This window comes from Pseudoxanthomonas kalamensis DSM 18571 (assembly GCF_010211745.1).
In the GTDB taxonomy this organism is placed as follows: Bacteria; Pseudomonadota; Gammaproteobacteria; order Xanthomonadales; family Xanthomonadaceae; genus Pseudoxanthomonas_A; species Pseudoxanthomonas_A kalamensis.
In genome coordinates this window covers 1-21,532 of sequence record NZ_PDWQ01000008.1, presented here as the reverse complement: position 1 = coordinate 21,532, position 21,532 = coordinate 1, and the positions used below count along the sequence as shown (strand labels likewise).

Annotated in this window: 21 protein-coding genes, 4 tRNA genes and 1 pseudogene; 10 read left to right on the top strand and 16 right to left on the bottom strand. The window is 66.6% G+C overall.

What is annotated here, in order from left to right; translation table 11 throughout:
• The first annotated feature begins 177 nt into the window (after positions 1-177).
• The 4 genes from CSC70_RS14625 (at position 178) to CSC70_RS13445 (ending at position 2,155) form a co-directional block, all read left to right on the top strand.
• Positions 178-498 (top strand): hypothetical protein, encoded by a 321-nt coding sequence (locus tag CSC70_RS14625; protein ID WP_211369502.1) that lies wholly within the window; start codon positions 178-180, stop codon positions 496-498.
• 83 nt (positions 499-581) lie between these two features.
• Positions 582-839: an acyl-CoA-binding protein gene (locus CSC70_RS13455; protein WP_162457159.1), complete on the top strand. Its 258-nt coding sequence runs from the start codon at positions 582-584 to the stop codon at positions 837-839.
• Positions 840-859: 20 nt separating this feature from the next.
• A complete protein-coding gene (locus tag CSC70_RS13450) occupies positions 860-1,486 on the top strand; it encodes a TetR/AcrR family transcriptional regulator (RefSeq protein ID WP_162457158.1) in 627 nt (208 codons plus the stop codon).
• 105 nt (positions 1,487-1,591) lie between these two features.
• A complete protein-coding gene (locus CSC70_RS13445; RefSeq protein WP_162457157.1) occupies positions 1,592-2,155 on the top strand; it encodes a hypothetical protein in 564 nt (187 codons plus the stop codon).
• A gap of 32 nt (positions 2,156-2,187) precedes the next feature.
• Here the strand turns inward: CSC70_RS13445 and CSC70_RS13440 are convergent.
• Both CSC70_RS13440 and CSC70_RS13435 read right to left on the bottom strand, forming a co-directional pair.
• Positions 2,188-2,262: transfer RNA gene (locus CSC70_RS13440), tRNA-Val, on the bottom strand.
• Between the two features lie 95 nt (positions 2,263-2,357).
• Complete coding sequence (locus CSC70_RS13435; RefSeq protein ID WP_162457156.1) at positions 2,358-3,980, bottom strand: FMN-binding glutamate synthase family protein; 1,623 nt, start codon at positions 3,978-3,980, stop codon at positions 2,358-2,360.
• Between the two features lie 143 nt (positions 3,981-4,123).
• Here CSC70_RS13435 and CSC70_RS13430 point away from each other — a divergent pair, with 143 nt between their 5' ends.
• Positions 4,124-4,267 carry a hypothetical protein gene (locus CSC70_RS13430; RefSeq protein WP_162457155.1) on the top strand — a complete coding sequence of 48 codons (144 nt, stop codon included), beginning with the start codon at positions 4,124-4,126 and terminating at the stop codon, positions 4,265-4,267.
• Between the two features lie 20 nt (positions 4,268-4,287).
• Here CSC70_RS13430 and CSC70_RS13425 read toward each other — a convergent pair.
• Positions 4,288-4,374 (bottom strand) — tRNA-Leu (locus CSC70_RS13425).
• 200 nt (positions 4,375-4,574) lie between these two features.
• Between CSC70_RS13425 and CSC70_RS13420 the strand changes: the two genes are divergently transcribed.
• Positions 4,575-5,300 carry a hypothetical protein gene (locus CSC70_RS13420; RefSeq protein WP_162457154.1) on the top strand — a complete coding sequence of 242 codons (726 nt, stop codon included), beginning with the start codon at positions 4,575-4,577 and terminating at the stop codon, positions 5,298-5,300.
• A gap of 24 nt (positions 5,301-5,324) precedes the next feature.
• On the opposite strand, the gene CSC70_RS13415 is transcribed toward CSC70_RS13420, so the two are convergent.
• From CSC70_RS13415 to CSC70_RS13355, 13 genes and pseudogenes are all read right to left on the bottom strand, one after another.
• A tRNA-Cys gene (locus CSC70_RS13415) sits at positions 5,325-5,398 on the bottom strand.
• 125 nt (positions 5,399-5,523) lie between these two features.
• Positions 5,524-5,599, bottom strand: a tRNA-Gly gene (locus CSC70_RS13410).
• Positions 5,590-6,243 carry a CDP-diacylglycerol--glycerol-3-phosphate 3-phosphatidyltransferase gene (gene pgsA / locus CSC70_RS13405; protein ID WP_162457153.1) on the bottom strand — a complete coding sequence of 218 codons (654 nt, stop codon included), beginning with the start codon at positions 6,241-6,243 and terminating at the stop codon, positions 5,590-5,592. Before pgsA ends, CSC70_RS13410 begins: the two co-directional genes overlap by 10 nt.
• Positions 6,244-8,100: an excinuclease ABC subunit UvrC gene (gene uvrC, locus CSC70_RS13400; protein WP_162457152.1), complete on the bottom strand. Its 1,857-nt coding sequence runs from the start codon at positions 8,098-8,100 to the stop codon at positions 6,244-6,246.
• Complete coding sequence (locus CSC70_RS13395; RefSeq protein WP_425501588.1) at positions 8,097-9,539, bottom strand: hypothetical protein; 1,443 nt, start codon at positions 9,537-9,539, stop codon at positions 8,097-8,099. The genes uvrC and CSC70_RS13395 overlap by 4 nt, the downstream gene beginning before the upstream one ends.
• A complete protein-coding gene (locus CSC70_RS13390) occupies positions 9,536-10,024 on the bottom strand; it encodes a low molecular weight protein-tyrosine-phosphatase (protein WP_162457151.1) in 489 nt (162 codons plus the stop codon). Before CSC70_RS13390 ends, CSC70_RS13395 begins: the two co-directional genes overlap by 4 nt.
• Positions 10,021-10,785, bottom strand: a complete 765-nt coding sequence (gene kdsB / locus CSC70_RS13385) for a 3-deoxy-manno-octulosonate cytidylyltransferase (protein WP_162457150.1) — start codon at positions 10,783-10,785, stop codon at positions 10,021-10,023. The genes CSC70_RS13390 and kdsB overlap by 4 nt, the downstream gene beginning before the upstream one ends.
• Before the next feature lie 160 nt (positions 10,786-10,945).
• Entirely contained in the window at positions 10,946-11,974 is a 1,029-nt protein-coding gene (lpxK, locus tag CSC70_RS13380) for a tetraacyldisaccharide 4'-kinase (protein ID WP_162457149.1), read from the bottom strand.
• Positions 11,971-13,734 carry a lipid A export permease/ATP-binding protein MsbA gene (msbA, locus tag CSC70_RS13375; RefSeq protein WP_162457148.1) on the bottom strand — a complete coding sequence of 588 codons (1,764 nt, stop codon included), beginning with the start codon at positions 13,732-13,734 and terminating at the stop codon, positions 11,971-11,973. Before msbA ends, lpxK begins: the two co-directional genes overlap by 4 nt.
• A complete protein-coding gene (locus tag CSC70_RS13370; RefSeq protein ID WP_162457147.1) occupies positions 13,731-14,153 on the bottom strand; it encodes an ExbD/TolR family protein in 423 nt (140 codons plus the stop codon). Before CSC70_RS13370 ends, msbA begins: the two co-directional genes overlap by 4 nt.
• Positions 14,154-14,156: 3 nt before the next feature.
• A complete protein-coding gene (locus tag CSC70_RS13365; RefSeq protein ID WP_211369501.1) occupies positions 14,157-14,807 on the bottom strand; it encodes a MotA/TolQ/ExbB proton channel family protein in 651 nt (216 codons plus the stop codon).
• Positions 14,701-17,240: pseudogene (locus CSC70_RS13360) on the bottom strand (DNA internalization-related competence protein ComEC/Rec2); the annotation flags it as partial. The gene CSC70_RS13365 and the pseudogene CSC70_RS13360, both read right to left, overlap by 107 nt.
• A 3-nt stretch (positions 17,241-17,243) precedes the next feature.
• Entirely contained in the window at positions 17,244-18,251 is a 1,008-nt protein-coding gene (locus tag CSC70_RS13355; protein WP_162457144.1) for an integron integrase, read from the bottom strand.
• A gap of 341 nt (positions 18,252-18,592) precedes the next feature.
• Here CSC70_RS13355 and CSC70_RS13350 point away from each other — a divergent pair, with 341 nt between their 5' ends.
• The 4 genes from CSC70_RS13350 to CSC70_RS13335 form a co-directional block, all read left to right on the top strand.
• The gene (locus CSC70_RS13350; protein ID WP_162457143.1) at positions 18,593-19,156 is read left to right on the top strand and encodes a hypothetical protein; all 564 of its coding nucleotides are present in this window, start codon (positions 18,593-18,595) and stop codon (positions 19,154-19,156) included.
• Positions 19,157-19,750: 594 nt separating this feature from the next.
• The gene (locus CSC70_RS13345) at positions 19,751-20,176 is read left to right on the top strand and encodes a DUF4145 domain-containing protein (protein WP_162457142.1); all 426 of its coding nucleotides are present in this window, start codon (positions 19,751-19,753) and stop codon (positions 20,174-20,176) included.
• An 834-nt stretch (positions 20,177-21,010) separates the two neighbouring features.
• A complete protein-coding gene (locus CSC70_RS13340) occupies positions 21,011-21,334 on the top strand; it encodes a hypothetical protein (RefSeq protein WP_211369500.1) in 324 nt (107 codons plus the stop codon).
• Positions 21,335-21,351: 17 nt separating this feature from the next.
• Positions 21,352-21,532, top strand: a 181-nt coding sequence (locus CSC70_RS13335; protein ID WP_211369499.1) for a hypothetical protein, incomplete at its 3' end; no start/stop codon positions are given.

Below are 21,532 nucleotides of genomic sequence, written 5' to 3'. Positions count from 1 at the left end.
CAGGTCGCGTATGGGCATCCACCCTGTCCTTGCCAGTTGTCCGCCACCGTGTTATCTCACGGGCCCGCCAGGCCAACGGCTTCACGCTCTTTGCTGCGACTGTCGCTCTCCATGGCCGCATGCCCTGCCGTGGGGGCGCGCCCCCCGCCCAGCCTGCCGCCCCCTGCCGCCAGCACTATGCCGGCTGCTTCAGCCGCGGCCCCCGCGACGGCCGTTACGGCAGACAATCCCGCCGCACTGCCCGACGAGGCAGAACTGGAACGCCAGCGGGTCGCATTGGCGCGCGCGCTGGCAGCCCGTGGCGGCATCAGGAACGCGATGTGGAATTCCCGCTCCACGCTGTCGGTGGATCGCATCGCCAGCGAAGACGAGGCACTGAAGGCCGTCTGCGAAGAACTGGCCCGCCATCCCGACATCGGCCTGATCCGGGTGCAACTGAACCCTCCGCCGGGCAGCGGCGAGGCCATCCGCTGGCGGCAGTGCCCGACGGCGCAGTAATCGCGCATCGGACCCGTGTTGACCCCTCGCGGCGTGCGTGCTGTCATGCCGCCAGACGCATCACCGGCAGGGACATGAGGCCGATGGCCGATCAGAAAGCCGCCTTCGACGCAGCCACCCGCGACGTGCAGCAGCTGGACGTCCGCCCCGACAACGAAACCCTGCTGCGCCTGTATGCGCTGTACAAGCAGGGCAGCGAGGGCGATATCGGCGGCGAGAAACCGGGATTCTTCGATTTCGTCGGCACTGCCAAGTACGAAGCCTGGGCCAGCCTGAAGGGAATGCGCCCGGCCGATGCGCAGAAGAAATACGTCGAACTGGTGCGCAAACTGGCCGGCTGAGACCGCGCCGCCCGCCGCCGATGCCCCGCGATACCCGCCAACGCATCCTCGACGGCGCCCTGGCCCTGTTCAACAGCGACGGCGAGCCGCACGTCACCACCAACCGCATCGCCGACGAACTCGGCATCAGTCCCGGCAACCTGTACTACCACTTCCGTAGCAAGGACGACATCATCGAGCAGCTGTTCGCCCGCTACGAAGCGCGGATGGACGCCGCACTGTCGCTGCCGCGGGATGAACCGCCGGGACTCGAGGACATCTGGCTGCAGCTGCATCTGGTGTTCGAATGCATCTGGGACTATCGCTTCCTGTATCGCGACCTGGTGGAAATCCTCAGTCGCAACCGCCGCCTGCGCTTGCGCTTCGCACGCATCCTGCAGCGGGCCGAGCGCAACATCCTGACGGTCCTGCATGGTTTGCAACAAGGCGGTGCGATCCGTGCCACCACCGTCGAACAGGCCGACGTGGCTACCAACGTACTGGTCATCTCCACCTTCTGGCTCAATTACGCCGCCACGCGCGGCGAGCACAACGAGCAGGACGCTATCGGCCAGGGGATCGTGCAGGTGATGCGGCTGCTGGCGCCGTTCCTGGGCGACGCCGAGCGCGAGCATCTGGACATGCTGATCCGGGCCTACCGCGGTTGAACCGCTCCGCGGCCCGACTGGCCGCTTTCCAGCGTCCCGCGCGTCTTGACTCGGTGTGGATCCGTCACAAGCCACCGAAGATTCCTGCCGCGCATGGAAGCCCCGATGCCGTTGAAACCCGCATCCTGCCGCACACCTGCCCTGTTGCTGTCGCTGCTGCTGCCCTGGGCTGCACTCGCGCAGGCACCGACGTTCGCATTATTGGTGGACCCGCTGGACGCGGCGCTGAACTGCCGCGCCGACGACGCCCTGTTGCCGGCGCTGGTGACGGAACTGCATCGCGCCCGCCCCGATGACTTTACCCAGGTCTGGCGCCAGTATTCCGATCCGGCCATGGACGTGTACCTGCTGCACACTCCGGTCCGCGCCTGGGGCAATGAAAGCGATGCGGTGGCGATCACCGGCAACCGGATCATGCTGGCCGTGCGCGGCGACCTCGACGCGGTCACCGCGCGCATCGACGCCTTCCTGCAGGACTCGGCGGAAACCCCGATGCCGGCGCTGCTGGACGAACGCCACACCCTGGTTGCCTACGCCACCGACCTGCCCGGCCTGCAGGGCAACGTCCTGCTGGGTTGCGAATACCGTGTCGAAGATGTCTCGCTGCTGGACGAATCCGCCGGCACGCCTCTGCAGACAGCGCCAGCCGCAGCCGTGCGCACCGACTGATGGCCTGTAGCGGGAAAGAAGGGAATCCGGAATGGTGGGCGGTACAAGGTTCGAACTTGTGACCCCTGCCGTGTGAAGGCAGTGCTCTACCGCTGAGCTAACCGCCCGAAGACTGGACCCAGCCGTGCGCTGGCCCGAATCGGGGCGCAAATGGTACTGGCCGGGCTTGTGCCGGTCAATTCCCCCCGCCCCTCGCGGACATTCAGCGGACCCGGGTGTCGCGCAACCGCAGCACCGTGTCCGGCGGCACGAACGAATCACTGCGCGCGTCCTGCCAGAAATTGCGGAATACCGCGTGCCGGGGCACCTCCGCCAGCAGTTCGCCGGGTTGCAGGAAGTTGTACAGCGCGGCCAGCGAGCGGACCTCGGTCGGGGACACCCGGCGGATGATGTGCTCCGGCCCCAGCTGCTCCGGATGGGTCAACCCGGACGCACCCAGCAGGTCGCGCAGCGCCTTCAGGGTGTTGTCGTGGAACAGGTGCACGCGGTTGGCCTTGTCGGCCACGTCAAGATGCTTCCAGCGCGACGGGTTCTGGGTGGCCACGCCGGTCGGGCAGCGGTCGTTGTGGCAGCTCTGCGATTGGATGCAGCCCAGCGCGAACATGAAGCCGCGCGCCGAATTGCACCAGTCCGCGCCCAGCGCGATGGTGCGGGCGATGTCGAAGCCGCTGGTGATACGCCCGGCCGCGCCGAGGCGGATGCGTTCGCGCAGGTTCAACCCGACCAGGGTGTTGTGCACCAGCATCAGCGCCTCGTGCATCGGCACACCGACATGGTCGATGAATTCCGCCGGCGCCGCGCCGGTGCCGCCTTCGGCACCATCGACGACGATGAAGTCCGGCAGCACCCCGCTCTCCTGCATCGCCTTGGCAATCCCGAACCATTCCCAGGGATGGCCGATGGCCAGCTTGAACCCGGCCGGCTTGCCGCCGGACAGCTCGCGCATGCGAGCCACGAACTGCAGCAGCTCCAGCGGCGTCGAGAACGCCGAATGACTGGCCGGTGACACGCAGTCCTGGCCCATCGGTCCCCCGCGGGTGGCAGAGATCTCGGCACTGCCCTTGGCCGCCGGCAGTCCCCCGCCGTGACCCGGTTTGGCGCCCTGCGACAGTTTCAGCTCGACCATCTTCACCTGCGGCGAGGCCGCGTTCTCGGCGAATTTCTCTTCCGAGAAGCGGCCGTGCGCGTCGCGACAGCCGAAATAGCCCGAACCGATTTCCCACACCAGATCACCGCCGGGTTCGCGGTGGTACGGCGAGATCGAGCCTTCGCCGGTGTCGTGGTAGAAACCGCCGCGGCGCGCGCCTTCGTTGAGCGCGCGGACCGCGTTGGCCGACAACGAGCCGAAGCTCATTGCCGAGATATTGAACACGCTGGCCGAATATGGCTGCGCGGCCGCTTCGCCGATCACGATGCGGAAATCGTGCGACTCGACGTGTTGCGGCACCATCGAATGGTTCAGCCACTCGTAGTCGATGCTGTAGACGCCCTTCTGGCTGCCGAACGGCACCATGTCCAGCACGCCCTTGGCCCGCTGGTACACCAGCGAACGCTGCTGGCGCGAGAACGGCACCTCGGCGGTGTCGCCTTCGATGAAGTACTGGCGCATCTCCGGGCCGACCGACTCCAGCCCGTAGCGGAAGTGCGCCAGCAGCGGATAGTTGCGGCGCAGGGTGCTGCGCCGCTGCAGCATGTCCCAGCACCCCAGCACGACCAGCGCGCCGAACGCGCCCGCGCCCCACCACCATCCCGGCCAATGCAGGGCCAGGGTCAGCGACAGCAGCAGCAACAGGATGCTGGCGGCAAAGGCGAGATACCGCATCATCGTCCGGCTTCCTCCGGGAGAACACCGCCGGAATTCTAAGCCAACAGCCGTTCGTCGCCGTTGGCGGCGGATTTGATCCCGATCAATGTCGCGGACCCGGAGCGGTGCGATGGTGCCGCCGGAGCCACCCGTGGAGCAAGCAAATGCACCCTGTCCTGCGCGAAATCCTGATGGAACCGGTCGGCTGGCTGGCGATCGGCGGCAGCATCCTGATGGTCGGCATCGTGTTCGGCGTGGCGCTGTTCATCGCCCGCAAGGTGCGCGAAGAGGAAAAACGGGACCGCTGAGGCCTACGTGGGCGCCCGCGTGGTGCCCGGAACCGGAATCGAACCGGTACGGCCTTGCGGCCGGCAGATTTTAAGTCTGCTGCGTCTACCAATTTCGCCATCCGGGCATGGCGGCGCGCGGCGGTGCCGGCTGGCATGATACTGGTATGGCCCCGATCCGCCTATCGGTGCCGCAAGGCACCCATACAGCTTTCGTCCATGCAGGTAGCGGGGCCGTGCGGTAAGCTGCGCAGGTCTTCGCCGGCGATCGTCCGCGGATGCATACCGGCGCAATACCGGCCACACCGACCGAACCCAGGAGCCCGCCTTGCTACCGCAGCTCTGGCTTGCCGCGCTGACGCTGGCGCGTGCGGCCACCCCGAACAACGACCTGCCGCTGGTCTGCCACGTGCAGAACTGGTCGCCGCCGGCTTTCGTCGCCAGCGCGGAAACCGCGCGCCATCAGCTCGACCGCGAAGACGCAGCCTGGGTCAACGAGTTCGAGCAGACGCTGGCGGCCAAGAGCCTGGAGCGCGACCGCGGCAGTCTGGGCATTTCCGAGTTCGACCGCTTCGCCTCGCACCAACTGCAGACCGCGGCAAAGGCGCGCCCGGACCTGGCACTGGTATTGAAGTCGGTGTCGGCCAGGTATTCGCCCAGCAGCGGGGCCGACTACCTGATCAAGGTCGACAGCGAACGGATGCTGGCCCAGCATCAGGCGGCCAAGGCGGCCAAGCACTACGTCGGTACCTACATCCAGATCCGCTACATCAACGGTCTGCTGACCTATCAGGAGGGCCTGTCGAAAATCATCGACCGCGCCCCCCTGGGGACTGCCGACGACGCCAACGGCCTGACGCCGTCGCTGCAGGCCAACGACACCACGATCCTTCTCAGTCTGAGACCGGACAACCAGCACGCCCGCCAGCCTGCGACCACGGCCCTGATCGACCGCTACACCGGCGAACTGCTGCTGGAGCGGATGAGCGCCGACGGACAACTGCTGTACACGCTGTCGGGCGAATGCGAGAAGCGCACCGCGTCCAAGTTCTGACGCGCCCGCGCGGGCGGAAGAACATGGAGGCCTGGGTCGGAATCGAACCGGCGTACGCGGATTTGCAGTCCGCTGCATGACCACTCTGCCACCAGGCCGGTGACGGCGCCGAGACTGGCGCAAGGCCGGCGGCTTTTCAAGCGCCGACAAAACAAAACCCCGTTGCCGGGGTTTGCGTGCCTGGCCGGCGGACCGAAACGGTCTGCACGGAACCGGGCGAATCTGGAGCGGGAAACGAGACTCGAACTCGCGACCCCGACCTTGGCAAGGTCGTGCTCTACCAACTGAGCTATTCCCGCGTCGAGAGAGGCGGAATTTTACCGTCCCTGCGGGAACTGTCAACCGCCGCCTGCTCGTCCTCGCGCAGGCTGGGCCAGGCTGCGTGCAGGTATTGCAGGCCCGACCACAGGGTCAGCAACGCGGCGAACGCCAGCAGCCAGTCGCCGGCCATGAACGCCCACTTGCCCATCCAGATGCCGCTGCCCGGCGGCAACGGGCTGTTCGGCACGATCGAATACAGCAGGCAGGCCAGCGCGGTCATCTGCACTACGGTCTTGATCTTGCCGAGGGCGGCCACCTTGACCTTGGCCCGCTGGCCGAGTTCGGCCATCCACTCGCGCAAGGCCGAAACCGCGATCTCGCGGCCAACGATGATCGCCGCCCAGATCGCCATCCACACCGTGTTGTGCCCCTGCACGATCAGGAACAGCGCCACCGCCACCATCAGCTTGTCGGCGACCGGGTCGAGAAAGGCACCGAACGCCGAACCCTGGTCGTAGCGGCGTGCGATCCAGCCGTCCAGCCAGTCGGTCACCGCCGCCAGCAGGAACACGAACACCGCGGCGAAGTTGGTCCATTTGTACGGCAGGTAGAACACCAGCACCAGCACCGGGATCATCGCGATCCGCAGCAAGGTCAGCCAGGTGGGGATGGTCAATTTCATTCAGTCGTCGTTTTGCGTCGGGGAAGCCGCCGGCGAATCCAGCCCGTGCAGGTTAGCGTAGATTCGCTGAGCCAGTGCTGCATTGATCCCGTCGACCCGGGCGATCTCGTCGGCGCCGGCAGCCTTCAGTCCGGCCAGCCCGCCGAAATGCTTCAGCAAACCGGCGCGGCGGCGCGGGCCGATGCCGGGAATGTCTTCCAGCTTGCTGGTCATGCGCGCCTTCTGCCGCTTGCCGCGGTGGCCGGTGATGGCGAAGCGGTGCGCTTCGTCGCGCACCTGCTGGATCAGCTGCAGCGCGGGCGAAGCCGCGCCGGGGCGCAATTCGCGCCCGTCGGCCAGCACCAGGGTCTCGTGGCCGGGGCGGCGTTCCTCGCCCTTGGCGACCCCGACCAGGGCCACCCCTTCCACGCCCAGATCGGCCAGCACCTGCCGCGCCTGCGCCAGTTGGCCGGCGCCACCGTCGATCAGCAGCACGTCGGGCAGCACGCCACCCTCTTCCACCGCACGGCGGAAACGCCGCTCCAGCGCTTGGTGCATGGCCGCGTAGTCGTCGCCGGGCTGGATGCCGGAGATGTTGAAGCGGCGGTATTGCCCGCGCAGCGCGCCTTCCGGGCCGAACACCACGCAACTGGCCACGGTGGCCTCGCCCATGGTGTGGCTGATGTCAAAGCATTCGATCCGCGATGCAATGTCCGGCAGGTCCAGCAGCTCGCGCAGCGCTTCGTTGCGCGCGCCTTGGGCATCGCGGCTGGACAGCTCGTTGGCCAGGCTCAGTTCGGCATTGCGGCGGGCCAGGTCGAGGTAGCCGGCGCGGTCGCCGCGCACGTTCCACTTCAGCAGCACCTTGCGCCCGGCTTCGGCGGCCAGCGCATCGGCGATCAGGTCCGCGTCCGGGATCTCGCGATCGAGCACGATCTCGGCCGGCGGCACCTGCTCGGCGTAGTACTGCGAGACGAAGGCGCCGAGCACTTCGGCGGCATTTTCCTCGCCGTTGGTGCGCGGCCAGAACGCGCGCGTGCCCAGGTTGCGGCCGTCGCGAAAGGCCAGCAGCAGCACGCAGGCGCTGCTGTGCTGCATGGCGCAGGCGAGCACGTCGAGATCGGCGGCATGGCCGTCCACGTACTGCCGCGCCTGCAGGCTGCGGATCGAGGCGATCAGGTCGCGCAGGCGCGCGGCCTGCTCGAAGTCCAGCCGCGCGCTGGCCTGCTCCATCGTGGCGGTCAGTTCGCCGCTCAGTTCGTCGCTGCGGCCTTCCAGGAACAATATTGCGCGCCGCACCGACTCGGCGTATTCGTCCTCGCTGATCCGTTCCACGCACGGGGCGCTGCAGCGGCCGATCTGGTACTGCAGGCACGGCCGGGTGCGGTTGCGGAACACGCTGTCCTCGCAGTTGCGCAGCTTGAACAGCTTTTGCATCAGGTTGAGCGTCTCGCGTACCGCGGTCACGCCCGGATACGGGCCGAAATAGCGTCCGCGCACCGCGCGCGCGCCGCGATGCACGGCGATCCGCGGCCAGGTTTCCTGGGTCAGCAGTACGTAGGGGTAGCTCTTGTCGTCGCGCAGCAGCACGTTGTAGCGCGGCGCCAGCGACTTGATCAGCTGGTTCTCCAGCAGCAGCGCTTCGCCCTCGGTGCGGGTGACGGTGACCTCCATCCGCGCCACCTGCGACAGCATCAGCATGATCCGCGTGCTTTTCGGGGTGGCGTTGAAATAGCTGGACACCCGGTTGCGCAGGGCCTTGGCCTTGCCCACGTACAGCACGCTGTCGTCGTCGGCGTACATCCGGTACACGCCGGGCGCGGTGCTGAGGCCGGCGGCGAAGGCCTTGCCGTCGAAGGCGGGGGTTTCCGCGCTCATTCGCCCACGGGGATCTGCTGCAGTTCTCCGCTGGCCGGGTCGAAACAGAGAATGGCGTGGGCGTCGGTTTCGGCGATCCACAACTTGCCGGCCGCCACCGACAACCCGCAGGCCCCGCGCAACGGGCGTGGCAGGTCCACGGTCGAGACGACGCCGCCGCCCAGGCGCAGGCTGCGCAGGCTGCCGTTGCCGGCATCGACAATCCACAGCTGCGGCGCGCCGGGGTTCAGGGCGATGCCCTGCGGGTACTGCATCAGCGCCTGTTCGCGGCTGCCGTCCTGTTGGCCGAACTCCCAGATGCCGCGGCCGACCAGGGTCTGCACGGTCTGGTTGCGCAGTTGCAGCGAACGGATCGCCGAGCCCAGCGCATCGCTGACGTACAGCGCCTGCTGCACCAGCGCCAGTCCGGCCGGCTGGGCGAAGCTGGCCATGCCGCCGAGCCCGTCGCGCATCCCCAGCTGGCCGGAGCCGGCCAGCCTGTCGATCACATGGGTGCCCAGGTCGTAGCGCCAGATGCTGTTGGCGCCGGACTGGACCAGGTACAGCTCGCTGTTGGTGGCGACCAGGCCGGTCGGATGATCCAGCGCGACCGCGCGCGGGTTGTCGATCCGTCCTTCCGTGGTGGCGCCCGGCTTGCCGCTGCCGCACAGAGTGTCGACCTGGCCGCTGCCCAGGCTGATCCGCCGCAACGCGTGGTTGCCGGTATCGGCCACGTACAGGGTCTCGCGCCCCAGCGCCAGCGCCTGCGGCCGGCGGAAGGCGGCCAGTTCGCCTTCGCCATCGGCGAAATCGGCGGTGCCCATGCCGAACTGGCGCAGCACGCGCCCGGCGTGGTTGCACTCCAGCACCCGGTGATGGCCGCTGTCGGCGATGTACAGGCGTTCGGCCGTCGCCACCACCGCGGTCGGGAACCGCAGCGGCAGGCGCGGCTCCGGATGGGTTTCCGGCGGCAGCCGGGTGTCCTCGTCCAGCGGCGACGGCAGGCGTTCGCAGATCGAGGCCACCGCCGGTTCCAGCCGGTTGGCCGAGGCCACGCCCTCGATCCGGGCCCGCTCGCAGCCTTCGGCGTCGATCAGTACCACGGTCGGCCACGAGGCGATGCCGAAGCGCTGCCAGGCGTGCCAGTCGGCGTCCAGCAGCATCGGCAGGGTCAACCCGCGTCGGCGCAACTGCTTCATCGCCAGGTCGCCGTCGCGTTCGCAGTCGAACCGCGGCACCAGGACCGCCAGCACCTGCAGCCGACCGGGATACCGCGACTGCAGCTGGACCAGTTCGTGCAGGCGCTGCGCGCACCAGATCGAGCCGGGGTTGACGAAGGCCAGGGCGACCGCGCAACCGCGCAACTCGTGCAGGGAGCCGGGACTGGCATTCAGCCAGACCAGACTCCTTGGCAATTCCGGCGCCGGTTCCCCGGTCTGGCGCGCTGCGTCGTCCATCATGTCGGGATTATGCCGGAGTCCCCGCCTTGCGACAGTCTTGTGACGACCGCCTGCGCGGCCGAATCGACCAGTTGCCAGACCTGCTCGAAATCCTCGCGCCCGCCGGTGTACGGGTCCGGCACCGCCCCGCCCGGCTGCAGGCCGGCCCAGTCCAGCAGCAGGGCGCTGTCCGCGACCGCGGTGTCGGGGGCGCTCCGGCGCACGTCCAGCAGGTTCTGCGCGTCGGCGCACAGCAGCCAGTCGAAGCGGCGGAAATCGACCGCCTGCAGCTGGCGCGCGCGCAATCCGCCGATGTCCACACCGTGGCCGCGGGCGCAGGCGATCGCCCGCCGGTCCGGCGGCTCGCCGACATGCCAGTCGCCGGTGCCGGCCGAATCGACCTCGACCCGCGGCCCCAGCCCGGCTTCGGCCAGACGCGCGCGCAAGGCGCCTTCGGCCATCGGCGAGCGGCAGATGTTGCCCAGGCAGACCACCAGCAGCCTCATCCGCCGTGTTCCGCCAGATGGGCCTCGGCGCGGGCCAGGTCTTCCTCGGTGTCCACGCCCGGCGGGAACGGCGCCGGAGTCAGCGCCACCGCGATGCGGAAACCGGCCTCCAGCGCGCGCAGCTGTTCCAACGATTCCAGCCGCTCCAGCCGACCCTGTGGCAGTCCGGCGAAATGGCGCAGAAAGCCCGCGCGATAGGCATAGATGCCGATGTGTCGCAGGCAGGCATCCGCCTCCGGATTGCGCATCCCGGCGATATGTCCGTCACGATGCCAAGGGATCGGTGCGCGGCTGAAATACAGTGCATCACCATCGTCGCGACGGACCAGCTTGACGGTATTGGGATCGAACAGCAGCGTTTCATCGAGCAATGGTTCGGCCAGGGTCGCCATCTCGGCGCCGCTGGCGGCCAGGGTTTCGGCCACCGCGCGGATGCCGGCCGCCGGCGCGAACGGCTCGTCGCCCTGCAGGTTGACCACCAGGGTGTCGTCGCCCCAGCCGGCCAGCGCGGCACATTCGGCCAGGCGGTCGCTGCCGGAGGCGTGTTCGGCCGAGGTCATCGCCACCTGCACCTCGCTGCCGGCCAGCGCCTCGGCGATGCGCGCATCGTCGGTCGCCACCCAGACTTCAGCGGCACCGGCCTGCAAGGCCTGTCGCGCTACCCGCAGCACCATCGGCACGCCGCCGATCGGGCGCAGCGGCTTGCCGGGCAACCGGGTCGAGGCGTAACGGGCCGGAATGGCGACGACGAAGTCGGTCATGACATGGTTCGTGATTCGTGATGTGCAGAGAGATTATCGCTTTTGCTCGCCATCCCGGCACAAGCGGGAATTCAACGGTCGCTTCTTGCTGTCGATGACCGCATTGAGAAACAGAGGCAAGGGCAAAGGCTGGATCCCGGCTTGCGCCGGGATGACAGTTTCAATCCTTGCTGCGCACCGCATTCCCGCTGCGTGCCTTGCCAGCCAGTCGTTCCAGCAAGGCCACCCAGAACGCTTCCGGCAGCACCGCCTGTACCGGCACGCTGTAATGCCAGTCGCTGGCGAAGGCCATGCATTTCACCGCGTCCTTTTCGGTCATCAGCACCGGCAATTCGCTGCCGAAAGCCAGGTCATTGGCGGTGTAGCGATGGTGGTCGTCGAAGGCATGCGGCACCACGCCGATGCCCTGTTCGCGCAGCATGTCGAAGAAGCGCTGCGGGTGGCCGATCCCGGCCACCGCATGCACGCGCTGGCCGGCGAACAGACCCAGCGGCCGCGGCCGACCACCCAGCAGCGGCTGCGCCGAGTCGGCGCGCAGACGCATCGACCACTTGCCGAAACCGGCCTCGCCGGCGTCGGCGCCCAAGTTGACCACCCGGAAATCGCAACGCTCGGCCCGCGTCTGCGGTTCGCGCAGTGGTCCGGCCGGCAGCAGGCGCCCGTTGCCGTAACCGCGGCGGGCATCGACCACCTCGATCTCCAAATCGCGACGCAACCGGTAGTGCTGCAGACCGTCGTCGCAAACCACGATGTCGCAGCCGGCGGCGGCCAGTTCGCGCGCCGCCGCAACGCGGTCGGCATCGACCCGCACCGGCACCTCGGTGGCCGCGGCGACCAGCACCGGCTCGTCGCCGCCGACGCCCGGATCTGTCGTCGCCTCGACCCAGCAGGCGCTGCCGGCATCGCGGCGACCGTAGCCGCGGCTGGCGACGCCCGGTTTCCAGCCGGCCGCCTGCAGGCGCTGCACGGTGGCGATGGTCAGCGGGGTCTTGCCGGTGCCGCCGACGGTGATGTTGCCGATCACCAGCACCGGCACCCCGGCCGACTTGCACGGCAACAGACGCCTGTCGTACAGCCAGCGGCGCAGCCCGGTCAGACCGGCGTACACGGTAGCCAGCAGGCGTGCGTGCAACGGAACGCGGGCCTGGCCGAACCACCAGTCCGGCAGTCGGGACGCCGGTTTGCTCATGCGCCCTCGCGGAACTGCATGCCGTGCAGGTGGGCGTACACCCCGCCGCGGGCCAGCAGTTCGGCGTGGGTGCCCTGCTCGACCAGGCGGCCCTGGTCCAGCACCAGCACCTGATCGGCGTGCTCGATGGTCGACAGCCGGTGCGCGATCACCAGGGTCGTGCGGTCCGGCATCAGCTTGTGCAGCGCGTCCTGCACCAGCCGCTCGGATTCGTTGTCCAACGCGGCGGTCGCCTCGTCCAGGATCAGCACCGGCGCGTCCTTCAGCATCGCGCGGGCGATCGCCAGCCGCTGGCGCTGGCCACCGGACAGGCGGCCGCCCTTGGTGCCGATATTGGCCTGCGTCCCCTCCGGCAGCGCCCGCACGAACTCGCTGGCGCTGGCGCCGTCCAGCGCCAGCGCCAGCCGTTCGGGGTCGGCGCCGTGCATCTCGCCGTAGGCGACGTTGTCGGCGACGGTGCCGTCGAACAGCATCACCTGCTGCCCGACCAGGGCAATCTGCCGGCGCAGGTCGGCCAGCCGGTATTCCGGCAGCGGATGGCCGTCCAGCAGCACCTGGCCGGATTCGGGTTCGTAGAAACGCGGGATCAGCTTGACCAGGGTCGACTTGCCCCCGCCGGAACGGCCGACGATGGCGGTCACCGTGCCGGGGCGGGCCACGAAGCTGACCCCTTCCACCGCCGCGCGCTCGCTGCCCGGATAGCGCACCGTCACCTCGCGGAACTCGAGCAGGCCGCGAGCGCGATCCAGCACACGGGTGCCGCTATCGACCTCGTCCGGCGCGTCCAGCACCGCAAACAGGCGGTCGGCCGAAGCCACCCCGCGCTGCAGCACGTTCTGCACGTTGGTCAGGTTCTTCAGCGCCGGAATCACCGCCATCATCGCCGTCATCAGCACCACGAACTCGCCGGCGGTCAGCCGCCCCTTCACCGCTTCGTGACCGGCAATGAACAGCAGCGCCGCCAGCCCCACCGAGCCCATCAGCTGGACCATCGCCGAGGCGATGCTGCGGGTCGATTCCACCTTCATCGCCAGCTTCAGGTTACGGTCGGCCAGTTCGCGGTAACGCGTGCGCTCCAGTTCCTGGGCACCGTAGACCTTGACCTCCTGCTGCCCGGTCAGGGCCTGGTCGGCGGCCTGCAGCAGGTCGGCGCCGCTCTCCTGGATGCGGTGGCCGATACGCCGATAGCGCTTGGCGACCTTGTTCATCACCCACGACAGCGGCGGCGCCAGCACCAGCATCGCCAGCGTCACCTGCCAGCTGGTGTACAGCATCATTGCCAGCGCGCCGATCACCTGCAGCGACTGCTGCACCATCACCTTGGCCGCGTCCACCGCCGCCTGCGCGACCTGATCACTGTCCGACCCCAGTCGGACCAGCATCGACGGCACCGGTTCGGAATCGAAACGCAGTCCCGGCATCCGCAGGTACTTGCCAAGCACGTTGACGCGGAAATCGCGGGCGATGCTGCGCGCCGCCTTGCCCATGCACATGTCGGTCACGTAACCGGCGATGCCGCGGACCACGAACAGCCCGACGATCGCCAGCGGCAGCCACATCGCGACTTCGGTATTGCGCGCGATGAAGGTCTCGTCGGTGACCGGCTTCATCATGCCGAGGAAGGCGGTACCGGCACCGGCTTCCAGCAGCGCGCCAAGCAGGGCCAGCAGCAGCAGGCCGCGGTACGGGCGCGCGTGCCCGAGCAGGCGCCGATAGACCTGCCAGGCGCTGGCCTTGGCGTCGGCGCCGGCCGCACTCATTGCTGCGGCTCCGGCGCGGTGGCGATGCTGATCCGGCGGAACCCCAACTGGCCCAGCGCATCGTAGGCGGTGACCACGGCCTGGTGCCGGGTGCGCGCGTCGGCACGCAGCAGCACCGGGCGGTTGCGGTCCTCGCCGGCGACCTGGGCGATGGCCTGCTTCAGCGAATCCACATCGGTGTGCAGCACTTCCTGGTCGCCGACGAAGTAGCGGCCGTCGGCGTTGATCAGCACGCTCAACGCACGGGTGTCCGGGTCACCGGGCTGCTCGCTGGCGCTGGGCAACTGCAATTGCAGGGTCGAGCGCATGTCGAAGGTGGTGGTGATGACGAAGAAGATGATCAGCACCAGGATCACGTCGATCAGCGGCACCAGGTTGATTTCCGGCTCATCGTGGGCGCGGTCGTCGCGGATGCGCATCGCTCAGCCCCGCGCCGCCCGCGTCGCCGCCCTGGCCTTGGCCGCGTCGCCGCGCGAACTGTCCAGCGCATCGAGCAACTGCCCGGCCTGCTGCTCCATCTCGATCACGTAGCCAGCCACCCGGCCGCGGAAATAGCGGTGGAAGATCAGTGCCGGGATCGCCACGATCATGCCGGTGGCGGTGCAGACCAGCGCCTTGCCGATGCCGCCGGCGAGCTGGTTCACGTCGCCGACACCGTGGTCGAGGATGCCCAGGAACATCTGGATCATGCCGATCACCGTGCCCAGCAGCCCCAGCAGCGGGCCGGCCGCGGCGATGGTGCCCAGAGTGTTGAGGAAGCGCTCCATCCGGTGCACCAGGTGGCGGCCGGTGTCCTCGATCCGTTCGCGGATCACCTCACGCGGACGCTGGCGCACGTCCAGTGCGGCGGCCAGCAGCTCGCCCAGCGGCGAATTGCGGCGCAGCGACTCGACATGGGCCGGGTCCAGCTGGCCCGAAGCGGCCCAGCGGCGCACTTCCTCGCCCAGTCCCGGCGGCAACACCTCCTTGCGGCGCAGGCTCCAGAAGCGTTCCACCACGATCGCCACCGCCAGCACCGCCAGCAACAGCAGGGGAATCATCGGCCAACCGCCGGCCTTGACCAGTTCCAGCACGCGACATCCTTCGGCACGCAGGGCCGTTTTGCACAAGCGCATAGGATAAGTCACTCGACCCGCGGCTGCGGGAACGGCCGCTCAGGGCGGCTGCCGGCGCTGCTGCAACGTGGCCGCGTCCCACAACCGGCGCCGGTCCTGCCGGCGCTCGCGCACTGCCAGCCCGCCTTCGCCCGCCTGCAGCCAGACCCGCAGCGCACCGGAGGCCTGGGTGTCCAGCACCTCGGCCCCGGCCGCCTGCCAGCGCCGCACCGTGTCCGCCCGCGGGTGGCCGAAGCGGTTGCCGTAGCCCGAGGACACCAGCGCCAGCCGGGCGCCGCTGGCGGCCACGAAGGCCTCACCGGACGACGCGCCGCTGCCGTGGTGCGGCACCAGCACCACCTCGGCGCGCACGGCAGCCGGATCGTCATGCAGCAACCGCTGCTCGATCACCGTGCCGATGTCCCCGGCCAGCAAGGCCGCCACACCATGCGCCGTTTCCACCCGCAGCACGCAGCTGGATTCGTTGCGCAGATAGGGAAACCCCGGCGACGGGTGCAGAAAGCGGAAGCGCACCCCGTCCCATTCCCAGCCTTCGCCAGCGATGCAGGCGCCCGCCTCCGCCACCCCGGCCCCGGCCGGCGCCAGCGCCCGACCCACCGGCATGCCGCGCCGCACCGAGGCATAGCCACCGGCATGGTCGGCATCGCCATGGCTGACCACCACCCGGTCCAGTCGGGCCACACCGAGCGCGTGCAGGGTCGGCAACACCGCGCGTTCGCCGGCGTCGTAACCGTCCGCGACCGCCGGGCCGGTGTCGTACAGCAAGGCATGATGGCGGGTGCGCACCAGCACCGACAGCCCCTGGCCGACGTCGATCACGACCAACTCGGCCGCCCCCTCGGCCGGCAATTCGCGGTCGGGCCACAGCAGCGGCAGCCACAACAGCATCGCCAGCGGCTTGCCCGGCACCCCGCGCGGCAGCAGGCACCAGAAGGCGCCCAGCAAGGCCAGCGGCGCCGCGAACCACGCCGGCTCCGGCAGCCACCACAACGCGAAGCGGCTGTTCGCCAGCGCCACGAAGCCGGGCCAGCTCAGTTCGAAGCACCACGCCGCCGCCCGCCACGCCCACCCGCCCCAACCGGCGTGCACGGCCTCCAGCGCGGTGCCCAGCAGCGACAGCGGTACCACCACCAGGCTCCACCACGGGATCGCCACCAGGTTGGCCAACGGCCCCGCCAGCGAGGCTTGGCCGAACAGCACCACCGTCAACGGCAGCAGTCCCAGCGTAGCCACCCCCTGCGCGGACAGGAATTCCCGCCACAACGGCCGCGTGCGCTCGCGCGGCAGGCACCACAGCAACCAGGCCACGCCGGCGAAACTGAGCCAGAAGCCGGCTTGCAGCACGCTGAGCGGATCGACACCCAGCACCGCCAGCAAGGCCAGCGCCAGCGCCGACGCCATCTGAAGCGGACGCCGCCCCAGTCGGGCCAGCGCCACTACCGCGATCATCAATACCGTGCGCACCGTCGGCAGCGCGAAACCGGCCACCACCGCATAGCCGCACGCCCCCAGCAACGCCGCGATCGCCGCCGCCTGCGGTCGCGGCACCCGTCGCGCCCAGGCCGGAAACAGCCGCCACAGTCCGGCCGCCAGCAGCGCGAACAATCCCGACACCAGCCCGACATGAAAGCCGGAGATGGCGATCAGATGGGTCAGCCCCGCCGCCCGCAGCACCTGCCAGTCGGCATCGTCCAGCCCGCGCGTATCGCCCAACGCCAACGCCTGCACGAAGCGCGCTGATGGCGAGTCGATGCCGGTTTCGATGCGGCCCGACATCGTTTCCCGCCAGGCTTGCAGCCCGGATGGCGGCGCCAGTTCGACCGCGGTATCCGCATGGCGCAGGTAGCCGGTGGCGGCGATCCGTTGCACCAGCGCATGGCGCTCGCCATCGAAACCACCCGGATTGGCCAGCCCGCGCGGCGCGCGCACGCGGACCGTCATCTGCCAGCGTGCACCGGCGCGCAGCGCCAGTCGTGGCCCCGGTTCGCGGGCACCGAAATCGTCGTACCACGCCAGTTGCAGCAAGTGCCCCCGCAATGGCGACGGCATGGCGGCGCCATCGTCCACTCGCAGCCGGAAACGCGTTCGCCGCGCCTCGTGTTCCGGCAGTTCCACCACCGTGCCAGCCACCCTCACTTCATGTTGTTCCAATTCAAGCGGCAGACGCAGCGACAACGCCCAGCCGGCCTGCAAACCGGCCCAGCCGAAACCGAACAGCAAAGGCCCCAGCCAGCCGCAACGCTTCCATCGCAGCCACAGCACGACGCCGGTCATGACCGCAAGCAGATGCAATGGCCACGACCACAGCCGCGGCAAGCACAGGCAAGCCCCCACGCCCGCCAGCAGCAAAGCAGCCGTCGCCAGCCCGAACCGCGGCACGCCCACGGCCATGCCTCAGCGGTCCAGCGGGCTCAGCACCCCGCCCGCCCCGCGATTCAGCACATGGGTGTAGATCTGCGTGGTGGCCACATCCTTGTGCCCCAGCAATTCCTGCACCGTGCGGATGTCGGCCCCGGCTTCCAGCAGATGGGTGGCGAAGCAATGCCTCAGGGTGTGCGGACTGACCGGCTTGTCGATCCCGGCCAGCCGGGCCGCCGAACGCACCGCCCGCTGCAGCACCCCTGCATCCAGATGATGGCGCTTCTCGCGCCCATCCAGCGGATCGACAGCCCTGCGCATGGCCGGGAACACGTACTGCCACGCAAGCTCCTTCTCCGCATTCGGATACTTGCGCGCCAACGCCGCAGGCAGGGAAACCGCCCCGAAACCCGCCTCCAGATCGCGCAAGTGCAGCACGCGCACCTGGTCGATCTGCACCCGCAGTGCCGCCCGCAGGCTGCCCGGCAACACCGTGCGTCGGTCCTTCCGCCCCTTGCCCTCGCGCACGGTGATCTCGTTGCGAGCCAGGTCCACGTCCTTGATCCGCAAACGCAGACATTCCATCAACCGCAGACCACTGCCGTACAACAAGCCGGCCTGTAGCGCCTCACGCCCGGACAGTGCCGCCAGCAGAGCCCGGGTTTCTGCTCGCGAGAGCACCACCGGCAGACGCGGCGAACGTTTGGCGCGGACCACGTTCTCCATCCATGGCAGATCCTGAGCCAGTACTTCCCGATAGAGGAACAGCAGCGCCGACAAGGCCTGGTTCTGAGTACTTGCCGAAACCCGGTCGCGGGTCGCCAATTGGGTCAGGAATGCCTCAACCTGCTTGCCGCCCATCTCGCGCGGATGCCGCTTTCCGTTGGCATGGATATACCTGCGAATCCAGTACAGATAGGCCTGCTCAGTGCGCAAACTGTAGTGTTTCACCCGCAATCTGCGGCGAACCTCCTCCAACAAGCGCGGATGCCGCCTGACCACGGACTCATTCGATATGGCTGCAGGCTTACGGGCATATTCCATATGCAGGCGTCCTTGCCGGATAACGCCCTCAAGGTCGCATCCCACTTCCCCCGTCGATATCAGCACAACCCCTTGTTTTCTGTCGGAATTGTCTGATTGACACACCCCGCAGCCAGCCACCAGAATCCCGTTTACGCCCCGATTTGGGGTCTATTAGTAGTTAGGGCGCTTGGACATTTCCTTGGGAAGGGGGGAGGATGGACCGATTAGAGGCGATATCTATGTATGTGGTGCCAGTGTTAATAACGCTGACACTCATCGTCGTTTTTGTGCAAATCAAACGTTCTCGGGAAATGCGAATGCTCCTCGATAGAGAGAGATATCTTCGCTCTCGTATGAGGATGGAAGAATCGAAAGAGGACGTTCCAAAACCAATTCGAGAAGTTCTTAAGCGAGACGACGTAACACTTCGCCTTCTAGAAGAGGTACATGAAGCGGATGGCCGCAGGTACTTCCGGAGGTCTTGGCACGAATCCCCTGATGCGGTGCGCCTGACTCATCTCGAAGAGATCGAAGCAGAGCTGAAACAGTTCCTTAGGGATTCAGTGACAAGTGATGATTTCACCTCGGTACGCGATCGCGTGCTGCGGCTGTTGGATGAGCTGAGAACCGAAAGGCAGCGACTCGCTCAGAAAGAGCCGTTCAACGACATCCGAGACCCGGAAAAGTCTTTACTAATTGATATCTTTAATGAACTTCCGGCAGGCGACGCCATCGTCCGGCAAAAGGCTGTCCAACTCTCGAACATCATGAAGATCAAGCACGAAGATATCGCAGAACTACAAAAGCAGAATGCGCGTGCCGCGAGTTGGACCAGATGGGGCACGGCAGGGACCATTTTCTTCGGGCTTCTCTCCTTGGCTCTTTCTCTTGCGCCACTCTGGGCAAAGTCGGGCGCGCCCTAACAATTCATTCAAGCCGACGCCGCTTCGCGGCGCGGCTTAATTCAGGCGTTAGGCCTCATGAAAAGCATCCTGGCAATCGTCACACTCTTTGCAGGATCGGCATCCGGCTCAGCTTCTGCCATCTCAGACAGTGAGCTTAGTCTCGGAGGCGTGGCGCTCGGTGACTCAGAGGCACAGGTGCTAGCTGTGCTTGGCCCAGCGCCAAAGCAATCTGACACTGGCGAGGGTACCGCGCTGGAGTACTCTGACCTCACTGTTCTCGTTGGTTGGTTAGAGCAGCAGGCTCCGGACAAGCAGCGCCGCGTCCTCCAGCTCACGGCAACCGGATCTGGGGCTTGCACGCCGTCAGGCCTCTGTCCGGGCGCGCCGATGTCAAAGGCCGTAGCTACTTACGGTCAACCTGTTCAAGCCAAGCAGGAGTCTGGTAGCTTCCTCGAGTACTACAGCCATCAATCATCTTGTTGGCTTCAGGTCGGCACTTCGGGCGAGACCATCCGTTCAATCAGTGCGGTGTGCCAGCCATGAGGCCTAACAATTCATTCAAGCGGAACCCGCTTCGCGGGTCCGCTTAACTCAGGCGTTAGGCCCTCACCCATGTTCCTGGAAGCTGACACATCTTTCATCCGCTGGGCGACGGAGACATCATTCCTCCCCGCCCGGGAAAAGGAGCGGATGCTACTGATCCTCACGGCGGGCTACATTGAGCTACTGGCAAACTGCCTTGCAAAAGAGCGCAACCTTCCGGAGTTCAAGTCATTGCATCAAGCAATAGAAAAGCTACGTGACCTTGACCTCATCGACACGGAGCTACATGAGCTGCTCCATTGGTTGCGGGACTTGCGCAATAGAGCCGCCCACGAGCCTTTCTTTCGGCTCCAGCCAGAGGATGTCAAACATCTACCGTCCTACTGGTCTGACCCTCAGTATCTTGAGCATGCTTGCAAGGGTATCTGCGGCAGCTTATGGAATCGGCATGCCGCAACATTCGACAAGGTCTTTGGCAACCTGCCACGGGCCTAACAATTCATTCAAGCGGAACCCGCTTCGCGGGTCCGCTTAACTCAAGCGTTAGGGCCCACAAGAAATGTCACTCGGACTAAGACTCTCCAAAGCGATCTCTGACTCTGGCGAGATCGCGGGCTTTCGCTACATTAAAAAGCGAAACGCATTCGTCCGCAAAGAGCCTCATGGGTTCAGCCAGTTCCTATGGGCCACTTGTCCCACAGTGGTTGGAGATGCCATGGGACAACACTATTCCTTGATTGCGGGCGTTCGCCACGACGTTGTAGAGAACGCGGTCAATCAACTCGGCCTCATCTATGGCAGTGACAATCAAAGTGCCACTACGACCGTTGACACTCCACTTGAAAAATTCCCGCTATCAACTGAGCGGCGATACTCTTACTTCTTGCCGAACTCGGCAGACGAGCATGCTATTTCCGCTGTAGCCAGCTCCATCGCAACGTTAGTAAAAGATGACCTGTCGGGCTTCTACACACGCTACGCATCACTCCAAGAGTGCGCTGCCGGCCTCAGCTCAAAGCCAACAGATCGGTCGCATCACTTGTATAACAACCTAGAGCCAAGGATGTATCGGGCTATAGCTGCTGCGCAGCTTGGACACCTTCCAGGCTTCGACTCACTGTTGGAACAGTGGCAATCTGCGTACCTCTCCACGTTGCCTGTAAGCGCACACGCCAAGATCCAAGATAGGTTATGTAAGCTTCTAGACATCATAGGTGTGAGCCCTAACAGTTCATTCAAGCCGAACCCGCTTCACGGGTCGGCTTAATTCAGGCGTTAGGGCGCAATGAGAGCACGCAGGTGAGCCGAAAGAATTGGTACAAATTGGCAATGGCCGTCGCGACTGTAATGGTGGTCGTGCTGCTCGCCTCACACCCGGAGCTTAGGCTGCTAGTTCCGTTTGTTGATGCCTTTGGCATCGACTTGTTCGCATTGCTGGTTGGGGCGCAGCTTTGGGGTTACATCCGGCCCGGACTACTCAAGATTTACAGATCATTGGTATTGCCAGTGGCGCAAAGGATCTACGCCTTGACTATCTACTTCCTTGGCATTGCCGGCCCCTACGCGGATGAGACCTTCCGCACTCGCTTCCCCGGTTGCGAGTTGCGCCCTAACAATTCATTCAAGCCGAACCCGCTTCGCGGGTCGGCTTAATTCAGGCGTTAGGCTGCATGAAAGAGATCTTCGTAGTCCAAGTAGAGGCAGCACCGGATGGCGTTCAGCAATCGCCTGATGAGTTTGGTGGCGCGTACATCAACGTGTATACAACCGAGCTGAACATCCGCAACGCAATTGACATTGCGGAGAGAGAGGTTGTAGATGCTGGCTGGCGTACCGAGAGAGTGGTGTCTG